Raw genomic sequence first — 16,215 nt, 5'->3', positions numbered from 1 at the left:
TCTCAATGTCGAAGTGCGGTGAATGCGAAGGTCAGTGCGCGTCCGCCGCGGCGGCCGGACCGGAGCTCGCGCTCATCGACGAAACGCGGATGGAGCCCAGCTCCAAGCCTTGGTGACGGCCCGCCAGGAGTTGCTCCAGCGCCGAGCGGGCGCGGTGGTAGTCGAGCAGCGTCTCCACGTAGGTGCTGGCCGTGTCCGTCACGGCGGCCTGGGCACGCAGCACCTCGAAGACGCCCACCTGCATGGCGTTGTACTGAAGCAACGTCTCGTCGAGCACCTGGCGCCGGGCCGGCAGGAGCACGTCACGGACGTGCCGCGCCCGTCGCTCCGTGGACTCCACTCGGCCGCGGGCCTGGCGCAGCGAGGCGCGGATGGCGGTGGCCGTGGCCTCGTAACGGGCCTTCAGGGACTCGCGCGAAGAAAGGGCCGCCATGCGCACGCCCTGCTTGCGGTCGAACAGCGGCAGCCCCACCGTGAGGTGCGCCCCCATCTCCCACCGGTCCTCGTCCTTCTCGCCGTGGAAGCCGCCGGACAGGTGGGGCAGAAACCCCTCCGTCCGCGCGAGCCTGTGGCGCCGGTCGGCGGCCTCCATCCGGCCGCGCAGCTCGGCCAGGTCGAGGCTCGCCTCGATAGCGCGCGCCTCCAGCCCCTCCCCCGAATCCAGGTCGTTGACTGGGTCGGCCAGCGGCGACTCCACCGTCCACTGCGTGCGGGGACCGAAGAGGCCCAGCAACACGTTGAGGGCCTCGCGCGAGTCCAGCAGGGCGTTCTCGGCTTCGGCCACGGCCAGGCGCGCGGACTCCACGGCGGAGCGCTCGGTGGCCACCTCCAGCGCGCGGACGTTGCCCGCCTTCTCCAGCTCCACCGCCGTGCCGTAGCCCGCCTGTGCGACCTGCAGCGCCCGGTTGCGCAACTCCAGTTGCTGGTGCCGGGCCTGGACCTCGTAGAAGCCCAGGCGCGTACGGTAGGCCAGGTGCAGCACCTCGCCCGCCGTGAGTGCGCGCTCGGCCGCGCGCTCGGCCTGGGCCACCCCGCGACGCTGCGGCAGGAGGATGAGCTCGGACAGGTCGTACTCGAGCCCGATGTCCCCCTGCAGAGGCTCCGCGCCACGGGTGGGCTTTCGAATTTCCAGCTCCACCTCTGGATTGGGAGGAAGGCTCATCTGCACCAGGTTGCCAGTGGCGACGCCCAGCGCGTGCATCGCGGCGCGCAGGTCGCGGTTGTTCAGCAGGGCGATGCGGACGGCCGTGTCGGCGGTGAGCGGCTGGGCCAGCAGCGCCCGCACGGCCGCGTCCGCGTCCTCTCCCCGGAGGGCCTCGCTGGTGAGCCCGGCCATCGGGTCCCCAGGCGTCCAACGAGCGCTGAGCGTCGTGTGCACGTCACGCGCATCATTCGCCAGGGGAACGGTGACGCATCCCCCCAATGTGAGCATGGATGCCACGAGGGTACCTGCGGCGGGCCGCTTCCAGCGTGACGATGACCAGGTCTTCATGGTGCCTCTCTCTCCGTCGCGGGCGGCTAGTGCTGGTGATGGTCGTGGCTGGGGGCGGGACTGCCGGCATCCGGGGCACTATCGGAGTGCCCCCCGTGTCCATCGTGAGCGCTCCCCTGCTTCGCGCCATGCCCCGTGTGTCCACCATGGCCCGAGTGCCCACCATGGCCAGAGTGCCCAGAGCCATGCCCCGTCGCGTTGCCTTGCCGAGCGGTGCCACCATGACCGCCTGGGTGCCCTTGATGGCCCGCGTGGTCGTTCCCCTGGACTCCGTCGTCGGAGGCAATCCCAGACGGCGCGCGCAGCGGATCCGCATCTGTCAGCACAGCGACCAGATTCGGACGGGGGGCCTCCGGCGCACGCAGGGAAGTGGGCGACGCGGAATCCTCGTCGAGCGCGCTCCAGGGAGCGGCGGCGCAGGCGGTGAGCGGAGACAACAAGGAGAGGACGAGGAGCTTCTTCATGATGGGATTCCTTTCGGAGCAGGTGACCGGCTTCGGCCCCTTGGACGCGGCAGGGGCCGGCGACTTACAGGTCCGGGCTCAGACCTCTGCGATGAGGCGGCCGCGCAGCATGCTCATGCCGCAGGTGAAGTCGTACGCGCCGGGCGTAAGCGCGGGCAGGTCGATGGTCACCACGCGCCCGGTGGGCAGCGTGCGCGAGACGCCGAGGTCGCCGAGCACGATCTGCTCCGAGCACGCGGAGCGGTCCGTGCGCAGGACGTTGAGCTTCACCGGTACGCCCGCGCGCACCACGATGCGGTCGGGGCGGTAGCCGCCGTCCACCATCAGGTCCACTTCCTGCGCGCCGCCGACCTCGCTCCGGGCCCGGGTGCGCTGGCGCGGGCCGAAGAAGAACAGGACGGTGGCCGCCGCGGCCAGCACGCTGCCAGAGACGACTCCCACTTCGATTGAATCCAACATGACGCTCTCTCCCTGGACGCAGGTTCCGCGCGGCGGGCCAGGGAGCAGGTCGCGCCCTCATGTCCACCGCGTTCACCCCTGTTGACGGGTCAGGCGCCGGGCTCTTACAGGTGCCGTGAATGCACGAACGCCACGGTCCCGAATGGAGGACCGTGGCGCCGTGGGGACTTCGTGAGGAAGGTCTGGCTCAGGCCGCCTGGGGCGCAGGCAGGCGCAGGCGCCGCAGACGCAGGCTGTTGAGCAGCACCGACACACTCGACAGGGACATGGCCACGCTCGCCAGCATCGGTGACAACAGCCAGCCTGTCAGGCCGTAGAGCAGCCCCGCCGCTACCGGGATGCCAAGCACGTTGTAGAGGAAGGCCCAGAACAGGTTCTGTCGGATGACCCGCATCGTGGTGCGAGCCAGGCCGAGTGCCGCCGGCAGTCCTCGCAAATCGGAGCGCAGCAGCGCGACGCCCGCGGCATCACGGGCCACGTCCGTCCCCGTCCCCATGGCAACGCCGAGGTCCGCCTCCGCCAGGGCCGGCGCGTCGTTGATGCCATCCCCCACCATGGCCACGCGCCGTCCCTCCGCCTGGAGCGCACGCACCACATGCGCCTTGCCGGACGGCAGTACACCGGCGAAGACCCGGTCGATGCCGAGCGCGCGCGCCACCCGCGCGGCCGGTCCCTCATGGTCACCCGTGAGCATCACCACGTGCAGCCCCATGCTCCGCAGGGATTGGACCACCGTGGCGGCCTCCTCCCGCTCAGGATCCGCGATGCCGATGGCGCCTACCCAGCGCCCGTCCACCGCGATGAGCACGGGCGTCTGCCCGCCCGCCGTGAGCACTCGCTCGGCGTCCTCGCTCCCGGACACGCCCTGCCCGTCCAGCATCCGACGACTGCCCACGAGCACCCTGCGCCCGCCAACCTGGGCCTCCACGCCATGTCCAGGCGTGGCGGTGAACGACTCCGGCGTGCCGACCTTCAGGCCTCGGTTGGAGGCCTCGGACACGACGGCACGGGCCAGCGGATGCTCGCTCGCGGACTCGGCCGCGGCGGCGAGGGTCAGCACTTCCTCCTCCGTCATGCCGCTCGCGGTGAGGACGCGGACCACCGCCGGGCGCCCCTGGGTCAGCGTGCCCGTCTTGTCGAGCACCACGGTGTCGATACGGCTCGCGCCTTCCAACGAAGCGGCGCTCTTCACCAGCACTCCGAGCTGCGCACCCCGCCCCATCCCCACCATGAGCGCCGCGGGCGTGGCCAGGCCCAGGGCGCACGGGCAAGCGATGACCAGCACAGCCACCGCGTTGAGCAGGGCCATCGTCAGGCGCGTCTCCTCGGGGGCCAGGACGAACCAGGCCGCGAACGTGGCGATGGCGATGAGCAGCACCACCGGAGTGAAGACGCCACTCACCACGTCCGCGAGGCGCGCGATGGGCGCCTTGGTGCCCTGGGCCCGCTCCACCACCTGGACAATCTGCTGGAGCGCGGTGTCACTCCCCACCTTGGCCGCGCGGAAGACCAGGCGGCCCGTGCCGTTCATCGTCCCTGCGAAGACCTCCGCACCCGCCGCCTTCTCCACCGGCAGGCTTTCCCCCGTGAGCATGGATTCGTCCACCGAGGAGGCCCCGTCCACGACGGAGCCATCGACGGGGATGGACTGCCCCGGACGCACCACCACATGGTCCCCCACCCGCACCTCGGCGAGTGGAACCTCTCGCTCGACGCCATTCTCCAGCACGGTGGCGATGGAAGGGGCCAACGCCTGAAGCCGCCGGATGGCATCCCCTGCCCGGGTGCGTGCTCGCGATTCCAGGAAGCGCCCGAGCAGCACGAAGGCAATCACCGCGGCCGCCGCCTCGAAGTAGATGGGAGGTGCGGCGCCGTGCCCATCATGACCTCCATGGTCCCCGGTGACGATGAATGTCGGCCACACGGTGGCCACCACCGAGAAGATGAAAGCCGCGCCGGTCCCGAGCGCCACCAGGACGTTCATGTCGGCCGACCTGTGCCGCAACGCGCCCCACGCCGCCCGGAAGATGGGACCACCGCTGTACGCCATGACCGGCAGCGTCAGGCCGAGCTGCACCCAGGTGGAACCGGTGAAGTCGAGCGCTCCGTGGGACATGGCCAGCACGACCACCGGCAAGCCGAAGAGCACGGCCACGGCGAGCCGGCGCCGCAGCCCTCGCTCCTCCGCGGCGTCCGTCTCTTCAGTGGTGGAAGCCTGCGGCACCTCGGCGCGATAGCCGGCGTCGGCCACCGCATCGGCCAGTGCGCTGACGGACGTGGCCCGTGCGTCGAAGAGGACACTGGCCCGGCGGGTGGCGAAGTTGACGCTGCACTCCTGGACCCCCTCCACCTCGCTCAGAGTGCGTTCCACGCGGCGCGCGCACGCGGCGCACGTCATACCCGACACGGCGAGGTCCATCCGCTCCAGGGCGCCCGCGGGAGACCGGGACGAGGCTGCTTCAACGGCATTCATGGGGCTTCCTCCTGCCCGCGAGCTAGCGGGTCACCCCACTGACGCACCTCCCCCGAAAGGCTTACACCCGCGAAGCGGTCCAACCGCGGTGGCCAGCGCCTCGTGCGCCACCCGCAGCGTGCCGGCCATGAACGGCACTTCACAGCTCCGTGGAACGACGCCGCTTCACGCTCCACCTGTGACCGTGACGGTTACAGCGAAACCCATCCGGGTACTCCGAACAGGTGCCGCGCCACGGCAACCCCGCATGAACAGGCGCGTTCAGTCCTCGGCACGCGTTGTGCTCCGGCGGACCGAACTCACAGGATGCCGGACGTCCCCGAGGGCATCCTCACTCTGGGAGCAACCAAGCGATGAAGAAGAGCCTGATGGGACTCCTTGCTGCACTCCCCCTGATCGCCGCGGCCCCCGCGGTCGCGTGTGACGAGCACGCCAAGCACGGCGAGCACGCCAAGCACGGCGAGCATTCCGCGCACGAATGCACGGCCAAGAAGGCCGCTGCGCCCACACAGAAGCCCGCCTCGGCCCCGGCCACCAGGAATGGCGTCCAGACCGTGGACCTCACGGTGACCCCCAAGGGCTTCGAGCCCTCGAACGTGAAGGTGAAGGCGGGGCAGCCCGTCCGCCTCGTGGTCACGCGCAAGACGGCCAAGACGTGCGCCACGGAAATCGTCATGGCCGACCTGGGCATCAACAAGCCGCTCCCCATGGACACGCCGGTGACCGTGGAGTTCACCCCCAGCGAGTCGGGCACGCTGCGCTACGCCTGCGCGATGGACCACATCAGCGGGCTCGTCACCATCCAGTAGACCGCCGTTCCGGGCAGGCTGCGCGCCGAGGCCGCGCGCCTGGGGGGCCGGGCCACGCCACCACGGCGGCCTGGTCCCCTCTTCGCTCGCAGCATCCATCCATTCGTGAAGAGGCTTCATGCATCGCAATCGCTGGTTCCTCGCGGCAGTTGTCGTTGCCGTCCTCGCAACGCTCGCGGCACTCGGCCTCGGCCAGGAGGATGACGCCGCCATGGCGACGCTCCGACAGCCGCGCGCGGCACCGCCCTACCCTGAAGACATCCCGTCCACGGGCCGCGTGCGCGAGTTCGAGCTCGTCGCGGCCCCGACAGCCCTCCCGCTCCTGGATGGCCGGAGTCTGGAGGTCTGGGCCTACAACGGCCAGGTCCCCGGCCCCACCCTTCGCGCCACCCATGGCGACACGGTCCGCGTGCGATTCACCAACAAGCTGCCGCAGCCGACGACCATTCACTGGCACGGCATCCGGCTTCCGAACGGAATGGACGGCGTGCCCGGGGTGACCCAGCCTCCCATCCCACCTGGGGGAACCTTCGTCTATGAGTTCAAGGTGAAGGACGCAGGAACCTACTGGTTTCACCCGCACCTGCGCGGGAGCGAGCAGGTCGAGCGAGGGCTGTTCGGCGTGCTCATCGTGGAGGAACAGAAGCCCGGCCCTTTCTCACGCGAGCTCGTCTGGGTGCTCGACGACTGGCGACTCGACGCGGGTGGCCAGATTGATGGCCGATTCAACACGCGCCACGACCTCGCGCACGACGGCCGCTGGGGGCAGGTCTCCACGGTGAACGGGACTGTCCAGCCAGAAGTCCCGCTGCAGCCCGGCGAGCGGGTGCGGCTGCGGATGGTCAACGTTGCAAACGGGCGCGTGTTCGCGCCTTCCTTCGAAGGGCTGGGCGCATCGGTCATCGCGATCGACGGGTTGGCCACGGACCGGCCGCTGCCGGCCTCCCGCTTGGAGCTCGCTCCAGGAAACCGCGTCGACCTGGACTTCACCGTTCCCGAGGCGCTGAGCAACCCGCGCATGGAGGTGATGGACCACTTCACACGCAGGCCGTTCCCTCTCGCAACGCTGGTGGTCTCTGGAGAGGTCGTGCGGCCGCCCGAAGTGGCAGCAGTTGCCCCGCCCCCGAGCCCTGACCTCTCTCCAGCGCGTGCACTGCAACCCGCGGAGACCTTCCGGCTGAATGCGAGGCGGGGAGGCCCCTTCGGCATCGAGTGGACCATCAATGACGAGGCGTTCCACCACGAAGGGGAGCATGCCTCCGCGCATCACAAGGTCTACCGGCTCCCTGCCCACCAATGGGCCACGCTGCGTTTCGTCAACGAGTCGTCCCGCCTGCACCCCATGCACGTGCATGGCCAGTTCTTCCGCGTGGTGGCGCGCAATGGCGCATCGGTGGACGAGGGACACTGGCGCGACACCGTGCTGATTCGTCCAAGGGAGACGGTGGATGTGGCGATGTTCCCGCAGGACGTGGGGGCCTGGATGCTCCACTGCCACATCCAAGAGCACGCCGAGGCCGGGATGATGACGCTCGTGGACGTCCATGCGGAGGGTTCCCACTAAGCGAGCCACGCCATTCCAAAAGGGCCGCGCTCGCCAGACCTGAAGTCGAGCCCCCGGCCCATTACAGTGTGACCAGCCAGGTCACACCCGGCCCTTTTCTCGCAACGATGAGGGAACGCCGCCCAGGAATGAGTTCAGCCACTTGCAGCGCGCACCACATTGGCCTGCCTGTTGCTAAACCCCTACCTTCGTTCGCCAGGGGATGTCGTGTCCGGAACCGCTCGCAGGCTCTTATCCGCCTTCTCGCTCCTCGTCCTGGCCTTCGGCGCGGCAGCCTATGCCGCGCTCGAGGGCATGGCGGAGATCCACGAGGCCCTGCACAGCGTGCGGCGGCAGGAAACGGCCGTGCGCACCACGCTGTCGCTCGCGACCTCGGTAAGGGACCTCTACGCACACCAGGCTCACACCGTCATCCTCGGCAACGCCAGCCACCTGCCGCTCTACGACAGCGCCTATCACCGTGCCATGGAGCGGCTCGAAGCGGTCCAAGCCCAGGCCACCACCTCCGAGGAACGCGCCCAGGTGGAGACCATGCGCCGCACCACGACGGAGCTGGACCGGCTTTTCCGCGAGGCGCTCGTGCCAGCCGTGCTGCGCGAGGACCATGCCACCGCGGCCCGTGAACACGCCAGGGCCCTGGAACTGGTCGACGTCATCCAGGAGAGCGCGGACACCCTGGCCTCGCACTACGAGCGCGCCATTGGCAACTTCGAGGAGCACGCGAGCACTGTCCAGCACGCCAGCTTCCAGTGGACGGTCGCCATCCTGGCCGCTGCCGCCCTGCTCGCGGCGGGCGTAGGTCTCTACATCGGCCGCTCGGTGGCCCGCCCGGTCTCGCTGCTGGAGGCCGGCGCGGCCCGTATCGCCGCGGGCGACCTCATGACTCGTATCGCGCTGGACCGCCCGGATGAGTTCGGAAGGCTGGCGCAGCAGTTCAACCGGATGACCGCCGCGCTACGTGAGCACCAGGAGCGCCTGGTTCAAAGCGAGCGGCTGGCGGGCATCGGCCGCCTGGCGGCGGGCGTGGCGCATGAAATCAACAATCCCTTGGGGGTCATCCTCGGCTACGTGCGCCTGCTTCAGCGCAAGGCGGAGGGGGCGCTCGCGGACGACCTGCGCATCATCGAAGAGGAGACGCTGCGCTGCCGTGACATCGTGGAGGGGATGCTCGACCTGTCGCGGCCACTCCAGGTCCCGGGCGAGACGCTGGAGCTGCGAGAGCTGGTGGAGGAAGTCGTCTCCCGGCAGCGGGAGTCCGCCCAGCTCTCCGCGGCATCCTTGACGGTGGAAGGCGAAGCCCGGGTGGCAGGCCATCCGCAGCGGCTGCGGCAGGTGGTCACGAACCTGGTCAAGAACGCCATGGAGGCCGCCGGTCCCTCGGGACAGGTGACCGTGGCCATCCACGCCCACGATGACGAGGTGGCGCTTTCTTTCCGCGACAGCGGGCCCGGCCTCTCTCCCGAGGCACAGAAGCGGATGTTCGAGCCCTTCTTCACCACCAAACCCCATGGCACCGGGCTGGGGTTGGCGGTGTCGCAGGCCATCGCCCAGGCCCATGGTGGCCGCATCCAGCCGCGCAACCTGCCTGGACGTGGTGCGGAATTCACCTTGCATCTCCCCCGGAGTACGCCGTGACGGACAGACCGAGTGTTCTCGTTGTCGACGACAAGGAGAACATGCGCCACCTCATCACCCGCATTCTCGGTGACGCGTATCACGTGAGGACGGCTGAAGACGGAGGCCGTGCACTCTCCCTCATCCAGACGCAGCCGTTCGACGTGGTGGTGACGGACATCCGAATGCCGGGAGCGGACGGCTTCGAGGTGCTCAAGGCAGTCAAGCAGCACGCGCCCACCACCGAGGTCATCCTGATGACGGCGTACGCCTCCGTCCCCAAGGCGGTAGAGGCCATCAAGGAGGGCGCCTATGACTACCTGCCCAAGCCCTTCGACCCGGACGAGGCATCCCTGGTGGTCGCCCGCGCCATCGAGCGCAAGCGGCTCAAGGAGCAGGCCGCCTCACTGCGGCGCGAGCTGGAGGGCATCTACAGCTTCCAGAACATCATTGGCAGGAGCGCGCCCATGCGTGCGCTCTACAGCCTGCTGGAGCGCGCCTCCGAGCTGGACATCACGGTTCTCATCACCGGGGAGACGGGGACGGGCAAGGAGCTGGTGGCGCGGGCCATCCACCACCACGGCCCACGCAAGGACCGGCCCTTCATCGCGGTCAACTGCGGCGCGCTGCCCTCCGAACTCATCGAGAGCGAGCTGTTCGGTCACGCCCGGGGCGCCTTCACCGGCGCGGTAGAGACCAAGGCCGGTCTCTTCGAGGCAGCCTCCGGGGGGACCATCTTCCTGGACGAGATTGGGGAGTTGCCCCTGTCCGTCCAGGTGAAGCTCAACCGCACGCTCCAGGACAAGGAGGTGCGCCGTGTCGGAGACGCGGTTGCGCGCCGCATCGACGCACGCGTCATCACCGCCACCCACCGCGACCTCAAGGCCGAAGTGACTGCGGGCCGCTTCCGCGAAGACCTCTACTACCGGCTCAATGTCTTCCCGGTGCATCTGCCGTCCCTGCGGGAGCGGCGCGAGGACATCCCCCTGCTGGCCATGCACTTCGTACAGAAGGCGGCGAAGACCTACCGGCAGCCGGTGGATGGCCTGGAGCCGGACGCGTTGCGTGCGCTCACTGGGTACAACTGGCCGGGCAACGTGCGCCAGCTAGAGAATGCCATCGAACGCGCGGTGGCCATCACCACTGGCTCCCGGGTGGGCCCTGACGCACTCCCCCCTGAAGTCACGGGCGGACAACAGGGAGCACTGCCCGCAGACCATCTGGTGAAGATGCCCTTCCGGGAGGCGGTGGACCTGGCGCGGGACCGTGCCTCGCGCGATTACCTCATCGCCCTGCTGCGGGAATTCGGGGGCAATGTGACGCGGGCTGCTGAACGCGCGGGCATGGAGCGCGAGAGCCTCCACCGGCTCCTCAAGCGCTTTGGCCTGCGTTCCGATGACTTCAAGGAGTCACCCTAAGCAATACATGCAATCAAGCTGCATTCACCACCAAACACAGCTTCTGTAGATGCCGCCGACACGATTCCGCCGAGAGGACCGTCGATATGGAACGCATGAAGCCGACACTGTGGATGATGCCCTTCCTGACTGCGCTGGCGATGAGTGGCTGCGCCGCCAAGGACTCGAACTCGTTCCCCGTCCTCGAAAAGGACGCCGTGTTCGTCGTGAATGGTGGCAGCAACTCCCTCAGCGTCATTGACGTGGAGCGGCAGGAGGTCACCAGCACCCTTCGATTGAAGGACATGACCTATCCCCACCACATCAGCCTCAGCCCGGACCGGAGCCTGCTCGTGGTGGCGGTCCCCGGCATGGACCTGAGCGGCGGGCACGGCGGCGGGCACGGCGGTCACACCATGCCTGGCAAGCTCCTCCTGCTCGACGCGAAGACAGGTAAGACGCGGGCCACGCGGCAGTTCGACGTGATGACCCACAACGGCGCCTTCTCGCCGGACGGCACCGAGGTGTGGACGGCCCTGATGGCAAAGCCGGGCGCGGTGGTCGTGCTCGACAGCCAGACGCTCGAGCCCAAGCAAACAATCGACGTGGGCGATATGCCCGCGGAGGTGACGTTCTCTCAGGACGGGCGCTACGCCTTCGTCGCCAATGGCGACTCCAACAACGTCTCCGTCATCAACGCGGCCACCAAGGCGGTGGTGAAGACGGTGACCGTCGGGGCCAACCCGGTCGGCGCCTGGCCGGGAAACGACGGCCTCATGTACGTGGACAACGAGGACGGCAAGAGCCTCACCGGCATTGATGCCAACACCCTCGATGTGGCGCGCACCTATCCGCTGGGCTTCACGCCGGCCATGGCCGCCACGGCCCCCAATGGGGACCTCTGGGTGACGGACACCGACAACGGCAAGGTCATCTTCTTCGCCGCTGGTACGACGACACGTCAGGGGGAACTGGCCACTGGCGCCGGAGCCCATGGCATCGCGTTCTCCGCCGATGGCGCCACCGCATTCATCACCAACCAGACCGCGGGGACGCTCAGCATCGTCGACGTCGCCTCGCGCACCGTTCGGAAGACGCTCACCGTGGGCACTCAGCCCAACGGACTTGTCTTCCGCGAGAACTGACCCATCTCGAGGCACGAGGTGATTGCCGTGGCTCCCCGCTGAGGTGGCCTGTAACTCCGCCGCTCACAGGTGCCACGGACCACCTCCATGCACAGCATCCAGCGCGGCGGACGCCTCTGGCAATCCGGCACACCGCGGATGCCAGGCGTCCGACCTGGAGGCTGTGAACGTATGAAATCCTCAATGCTATGCAGCGCCCTGGCGGTCGTCTTCCTCGCAGCGGTAGCGGGGTGTGGAGATGACGAGTCGCACGAGGGCATGTCCATGGACGGTGACGTTGCCCCCGAGCGGCTCGTCGTGGACGGCAACTATTCCGACGAGCGGTTTATCGACATGATGGCCGCGCACCACCAGATGGCCACCGAGATGGCCATGGTCGAGGAGCAACGCGGCACGCGTCAGGAGCTCCGGGCGCTGGCCACGAAGATGATTCAGGACCAACGTCGAGAAATCGAGGAACTGAAGGCCCTCAAGCAGGCCCACTTCGGCTCCTCGGATGTGCCGACGATGATGAGCGAGTCCGAGATGCAAAACAGCGGCATGCTGATGACCGCCGAGCTCGCGCGACAGCCGGACGTCGACAAGGCGTTCATCGATTCGATGATGCCGCACCACTCGGGTGCCGTTCAGATGGCGAGCGTCGCGCTTCGGCGGACCAGCAACGCGGAGATTCGTGCACTTGCCCGCGGAATCATCGACGCACAGACGAAGGAGATCGGTCAGCTGATTGAGTGGCGCAAGTCTTGGTACGGCGGTCAACCGTAGCGGGCATCGGCGCACTCACGACTGGAGGCGGCGAGCCACCGCCACGAGCCCGCCGCCGTCATCGCACCAATTGGGTGTGACCTACCTCACCCGAGTGTAACAGCGCGGGTTACACCGGACGGAGGCACACCCGAGTCAATCTCGGAACTTGCCCGTTGGCACGGCTGGCCTCGGGGTTGCTTGGTACCCGAGCTGACAAGCCGCACGGGTTCGCCCTGAGAGCATTCCTGGCAGGCAGCCATGGGCCCGCTTCGGGCGACAGGCCGCTTCGCTTGGAACTGTAAGAAGGAACGGGGTGCTTCGTGATCCCGGCAAAAGGAATCGCGACGATGACGACTCATCTCCCCCCAGAAGCTCACACCGGGCACCACCCTCCGCACCTGCCGGAGGGCAAGGCGAAGGACCCCGTCTGCGGCATGTTCGTGGATCCCCAGGCACCGAAGGGCGGCAGCCACGTGCACGAGGGGCACACGTACTTCTTCTGCAACCCGAAGTGCCGCGAGAAGTTCACGGCGGAGCCGCGGAAGTACCTCGCGCCCGAGCCCCAGCCGCAGGAGCCTGCCCCCGCGGGCACCCAGTACATCTGCCCGATGGACCCGGAGGTGCGGCAGGACCATCCCGGCACCTGCCCCAAGTGCGGCATGGCCCTCGAGCCGGAACAGCCAGTCCTCCAGACGCGCACCGAGTACGTCTGCCCGATGCACCCGGAGATCGTGCGGCCCGAGCCGGGGGCGTGCCCCATCTGCGGCATGGCCCTGGAGCCACGGACCGTCACCCTTGAGGACGCGCCCGACCCGGAGTACCTCGACATGCGGCGGCGCTTCTGGGTGAGCGTCGTCCTCTCACTTCCTGTGTTCGTACTGGGCATGTCCGAGATGATTCCGGGCCAGCCCATCCAGCGACTCATCCCAGGGCCGCTCATGGCCTGGGTGCAGTTCGCCCTGGCGACGCCCGTGGTGCTGTGGGGGGGCTGGCCCTTCTTCCAGCGGGGCTGGGCGTCGGTGCGCAACCGGCACCTCAACATGTTCACGCTGATTGCCCTTGGGACGGGCGCTGCCTACGGCTTCAGCGTCTTCGCCACCTTCTTCCCCGGCCTCCTGCCCCACGCCTTCACCGGCCACGGTGGCCACGTGCCCTTGTACTTCGAGGCCGCGGCGGTCATCACCACCCTGGTGCTGCTGGGGCAGGTGCTGGAGCTCCGGGCCCGCCATGCCACCTCGGGAGCCTTGAAGGCGCTGCTCGGGCTGGCGCCGAAGACGGCGCGGCTGCTGCGCGAGGACGGGCGCGAAGAGGACGTGGCGCTGGACGGGGTCCACGTGGGTGACCGCCTCCGCGTCCGACCGGGCGAGAAGGTGCCCGTGGATGGCGTGGTCCTGGAGGGCGAGAGCGCCGTGGACGAGTCCATGGTGACGGGTGAGCCGATTCCCTCCGAGAAGACACCTGGCAGCCGGGTGACAGGAGGGACGGTCAACGGCACCGGCGGCTTCGTGATGCGGGCCGAGCGCGTCGGCCGCGACACGCTCCTCTCTCAAATCGTACAGCGGGTGGCCGAGGCCCAGCGCAGCCGGGCCCCCATCCAGCGTCTGGCCGACACCGTCTCCGGGTGGTTTGTGCCCGCGGTGGTGGTCATCGCCGTCCTCACGGCGTTCATCTGGAGCATGTGGGGACCAGAGCCCCGGCTCGCCCACGCGCTGGTCAACGCCGTGGCCGTCCTCATCATCGCGTGCCCGTGTGCCCTGGGCCTGGCCACTCCCATCTCCATCGTGGTGGGCATGGGGCGTGGCGCGCAGGCCGGCGTCCTCATCCGGGACGCGGCGGCGCTCGAGGAACTGGCGAAGGTGGACACCCTCGTCGTCGACAAGACGGGCACCCTCACCGAGGGCAGGCCAAGCCTCACCACGGTGGTGACCGCCCCCGGTTTCGACGAGGCGCGGCTGCTCCACCTGGCCGGCAGCATCGAGCGCGGGAGCGAGCACCCGCTCGCGTCCGCAATCGTGAAGGGCGCAGAGGCACGGGGTGCCGTCCTCACTGAGACGCACGGTTTCAAGTCCGTGACGGGCCAGGGCGTGACGGGGCGTGTGGATGGTGCGCAGGTGGCGCTCGGGAATGCCCGGCTGCTCGAGGGACTCGGCATCGAGGCAGGGGCGTTCCTGGAGAGGGCGGAGGCCCTGAGGCGAGAAGGGCAGACGGTGATGTTCGTCGCCGTGGACGGCAAGCCGGCCGGGCTGCTGGGCGTGGCCGACCCGGTGAAGGCCAGCACCCCCGAAGCCGTTCAGCAGCTCCGTGCCGATGGGCTGCGCCTCGTGATGCTCACGGGTGACAGCCGGACGACGGCGGAGGCGGTGGCCCGGCGCCTGGGCATCGACGAAGTCCACGCGGAGGTGCGCCCCGAGGAGAAGAACGCGATGGTGAAGCGCCTCCAGGCCGAAGGGCACGTGGTTGCCATGGCCGGAGACGGGGTGAACGACGCGCCCGCGCTCGCCCAGGCCAACGTGGGCATCGCCATGGGCACGGGCACGGACATCGCCATGGAGAGCGCCGCCGTCACGCTGGTGAAGGGTGACCTCCGCGGCATCGTCCGCGCCCGGCACCTGAGCCGGGGCACCGTGCGAAACATCCGCCAGAACCTCTTCTTCGCGTTCATCTACAACGTGCTCGGCGTCCCCATCGCGGCGGGGGTCCTCTACCCGTTCTTCGGACTGCTGCTGAGCCCCATGATTGCCAGCGCGGCGATGAGCATCTCGTCCGTCTCCGTCATCGCCAATGCCCTGCGGCTGAAGCGGCTGGACCTCTGACCGCCCCCCGCCTGACCGGCATGCCCGCCCGGAGACAACTCCACGAAGGGGCGGGCCTCGATGAAATCAAAGCCGCCCTGCCCGAGTCCCGGCATGAGCTCGAGAAGAGCGACGTGCTCGGGCCGGGCGGGGAATACCGGCCCAGACAGTTCAGCGCTTGCGGGCCAGCAGCTTACGAATCTCAACCAACGACGCGGTCGTCACGGCCTCGATGCCCTGCTCGCCGTCGATGTGGACGATGCGCTCGTGCTTCTCCCGGCGGCGGATGGCGGCCACGTACTGCTTCGCAATCCGCCGCTGAGCCTCGTCCGCCTCGAACAACTCCGCCGCCCCGCCGCGCGCCTTACGGCGCCGTGCCGCCACCTCCGGCGCCACGCCGACGAACAGCGTCAGGTCCGGCGACACCGCGCACGCATTCACCGCCTCCACCCATTCCATGGGCAGCGACGCGCCCTGGTAGGCCAGGGACGACAGGACGTAGCGGTCACACAGGACAATCTGGCCCGCCGCCAGCGCCGGGAGCACCCGGGCCGTGAGGTGGTCCGTCCGGTCCGCGGCGAACAGCAACGCCAGCGTCTCCGGCGCCAGCGGACCCGCCCCACCGGGCAGTCCCAACCGGCCCGTGAGCGCCTGGCGAATCATCATCCCCACGGGGCCGTCAGACGGCTCCCGTGTGGTCAGCACCGAGTGCCCCTCCGCGCGCAGGGCCGCGGCGAGCCGCTCCACCTGCGTCGTGGTACCCGCCCCATCCAGTCCCTCCAGGACGATGAAACGCCCTGGACGGCGCGCGGTGGCCTTCTTCCTGGCGGCGCTCACCGGGGAAGCAGCGCCGAGGGGTCGTCCAGCCGCAGCTCGCTGCGAAGGGCCAGCATCGACTCGTATTGCTTCAGCTCATCCACCAGGACCTTCCGGCCCGAGCGGTAGCTGATGAAGGCGTAGATGAGCAGCGACACGGACACCAGGGCCGCCGCCCACGCCAGCAACGGCGTGCGAAGAGAATCGTAGAAGAGCTTGCCCGACGCCCCACCCACCAGGAGGGCAATGACGGTGGACACCCCCGCTCGGGCGAAGCGTGTCGTGCTCTCACGGGTGGAAAGACTGGCCTGGAGCTGGTCGAGCCGAGCCCGGAGTTCCTGGGTATTGGAGGTCATCACGGCGCCAAGCACCCTACATCACTGCGCCCGTCGCGTCGAGTCGGCGTCTACCCACCAACCGGCCGTAGGCCCTCCAACGGCCCC

12 protein-coding genes are annotated in these 16,215 nt (G+C 68.9%); 7 read left to right on the top strand and 5 right to left on the bottom strand.

Features of this window, described 5'->3' with window-relative positions:
• Positions 1-31 precede the first annotated feature (31 nt).
• From FL344_RS14565 to FL344_RS14555, 3 genes are all read right to left on the bottom strand, one after another.
• Positions 32-1,432: a TolC family protein gene (locus tag FL344_RS14565; protein ID WP_228565048.1), complete on the bottom strand. Its 1,401-nt coding sequence runs from the start codon at positions 1,430-1,432 to the stop codon at positions 32-34.
• A 602-nt stretch (positions 1,433-2,034) separates the two neighbouring features.
• Positions 2,035-2,415, bottom strand: a complete 381-nt coding sequence (locus FL344_RS14560) for a cupredoxin domain-containing protein (RefSeq protein WP_011553456.1) — start codon at positions 2,413-2,415, stop codon at positions 2,035-2,037.
• Positions 2,416-2,602: 187 nt separating this feature from the next.
• On the bottom strand, positions 2,603-4,888 hold the full coding sequence (locus FL344_RS14555; protein WP_141618954.1) for a cation-translocating P-type ATPase: 2,286 nt from the start codon (positions 4,886-4,888) through the stop codon (positions 2,603-2,605).
• A gap of 353 nt (positions 4,889-5,241) precedes the next feature.
• Between FL344_RS14555 and FL344_RS14550 the strand changes: the two genes are divergently transcribed.
• The 7 genes from FL344_RS14550 (at position 5,242) to FL344_RS14520 (ending at position 14,977) form a co-directional block, all read left to right on the top strand.
• Positions 5,242-5,697, top strand: a complete 456-nt coding sequence (locus FL344_RS14550) for a cupredoxin domain-containing protein (protein WP_141589506.1) — start codon at positions 5,242-5,244, stop codon at positions 5,695-5,697.
• Positions 5,698-5,908: 211 nt separating this feature from the next.
• On the top strand, positions 5,909-7,261 hold the full coding sequence (locus tag FL344_RS14545) for a multicopper oxidase family protein (RefSeq protein WP_228565047.1): 1,353 nt from the start codon (positions 5,909-5,911) through the stop codon (positions 7,259-7,261).
• Between the two features lie 207 nt (positions 7,262-7,468).
• Complete coding sequence (locus tag FL344_RS14540) at positions 7,469-8,896, top strand: sensor histidine kinase (RefSeq protein WP_141589508.1); 1,428 nt, start codon at positions 7,469-7,471, stop codon at positions 8,894-8,896.
• Entirely contained in the window at positions 8,893-10,293 is a 1,401-nt protein-coding gene (locus FL344_RS14535) for a sigma-54 dependent transcriptional regulator (RefSeq protein ID WP_141618952.1), read from the top strand. The genes FL344_RS14540 and FL344_RS14535 overlap by 4 nt, the downstream gene beginning before the upstream one ends.
• A gap of 95 nt (positions 10,294-10,388) precedes the next feature.
• Positions 10,389-11,417, top strand: coding sequence for a PQQ-binding-like beta-propeller repeat protein (locus tag FL344_RS14530; protein ID WP_228557815.1), 1,029 nt, complete (start codon positions 10,389-10,391; stop codon positions 11,415-11,417).
• Positions 11,418-11,555: 138 nt separating this feature from the next.
• A complete protein-coding gene (locus FL344_RS14525) occupies positions 11,556-12,182 on the top strand; it encodes a DUF305 domain-containing protein (RefSeq protein ID WP_368667430.1) in 627 nt (208 codons plus the stop codon).
• 329 nt (positions 12,183-12,511) lie between these two features.
• Positions 12,512-14,977: a heavy metal translocating P-type ATPase gene (locus FL344_RS14520; RefSeq protein ID WP_141618951.1), complete on the top strand. Its 2,466-nt coding sequence runs from the start codon at positions 12,512-12,514 to the stop codon at positions 14,975-14,977.
• A gap of 150 nt (positions 14,978-15,127) precedes the next feature.
• Here the strand turns inward: FL344_RS14520 and tmk are convergent, their stop codons facing one another.
• On the bottom strand, positions 15,128-15,793 hold the full coding sequence (tmk, locus tag FL344_RS14515) for a dTMP kinase (RefSeq protein WP_141589514.1): 666 nt from the start codon (positions 15,791-15,793) through the stop codon (positions 15,128-15,130).
• The gene (locus tag FL344_RS14510) at positions 15,790-16,128 is read right to left on the bottom strand and encodes a hypothetical protein (protein WP_228557822.1); all 339 of its coding nucleotides are present in this window, start codon (positions 16,126-16,128) and stop codon (positions 15,790-15,792) included. Before FL344_RS14510 ends, tmk begins: the two co-directional genes overlap by 4 nt.
• Positions 16,129-16,215 lie beyond the last annotated feature (87 nt).

This window comes from Myxococcus sp. AB036A (assembly GCF_006547355.1).
Classification (GTDB): domain Bacteria; phylum Myxococcota; class Myxococcia; order Myxococcales; family Myxococcaceae; genus Myxococcus; species Myxococcus virescens.
Note: the sequence above shows the minus strand (reverse complement) of the source record. Positions and strands in the feature narration are given on the sequence as shown.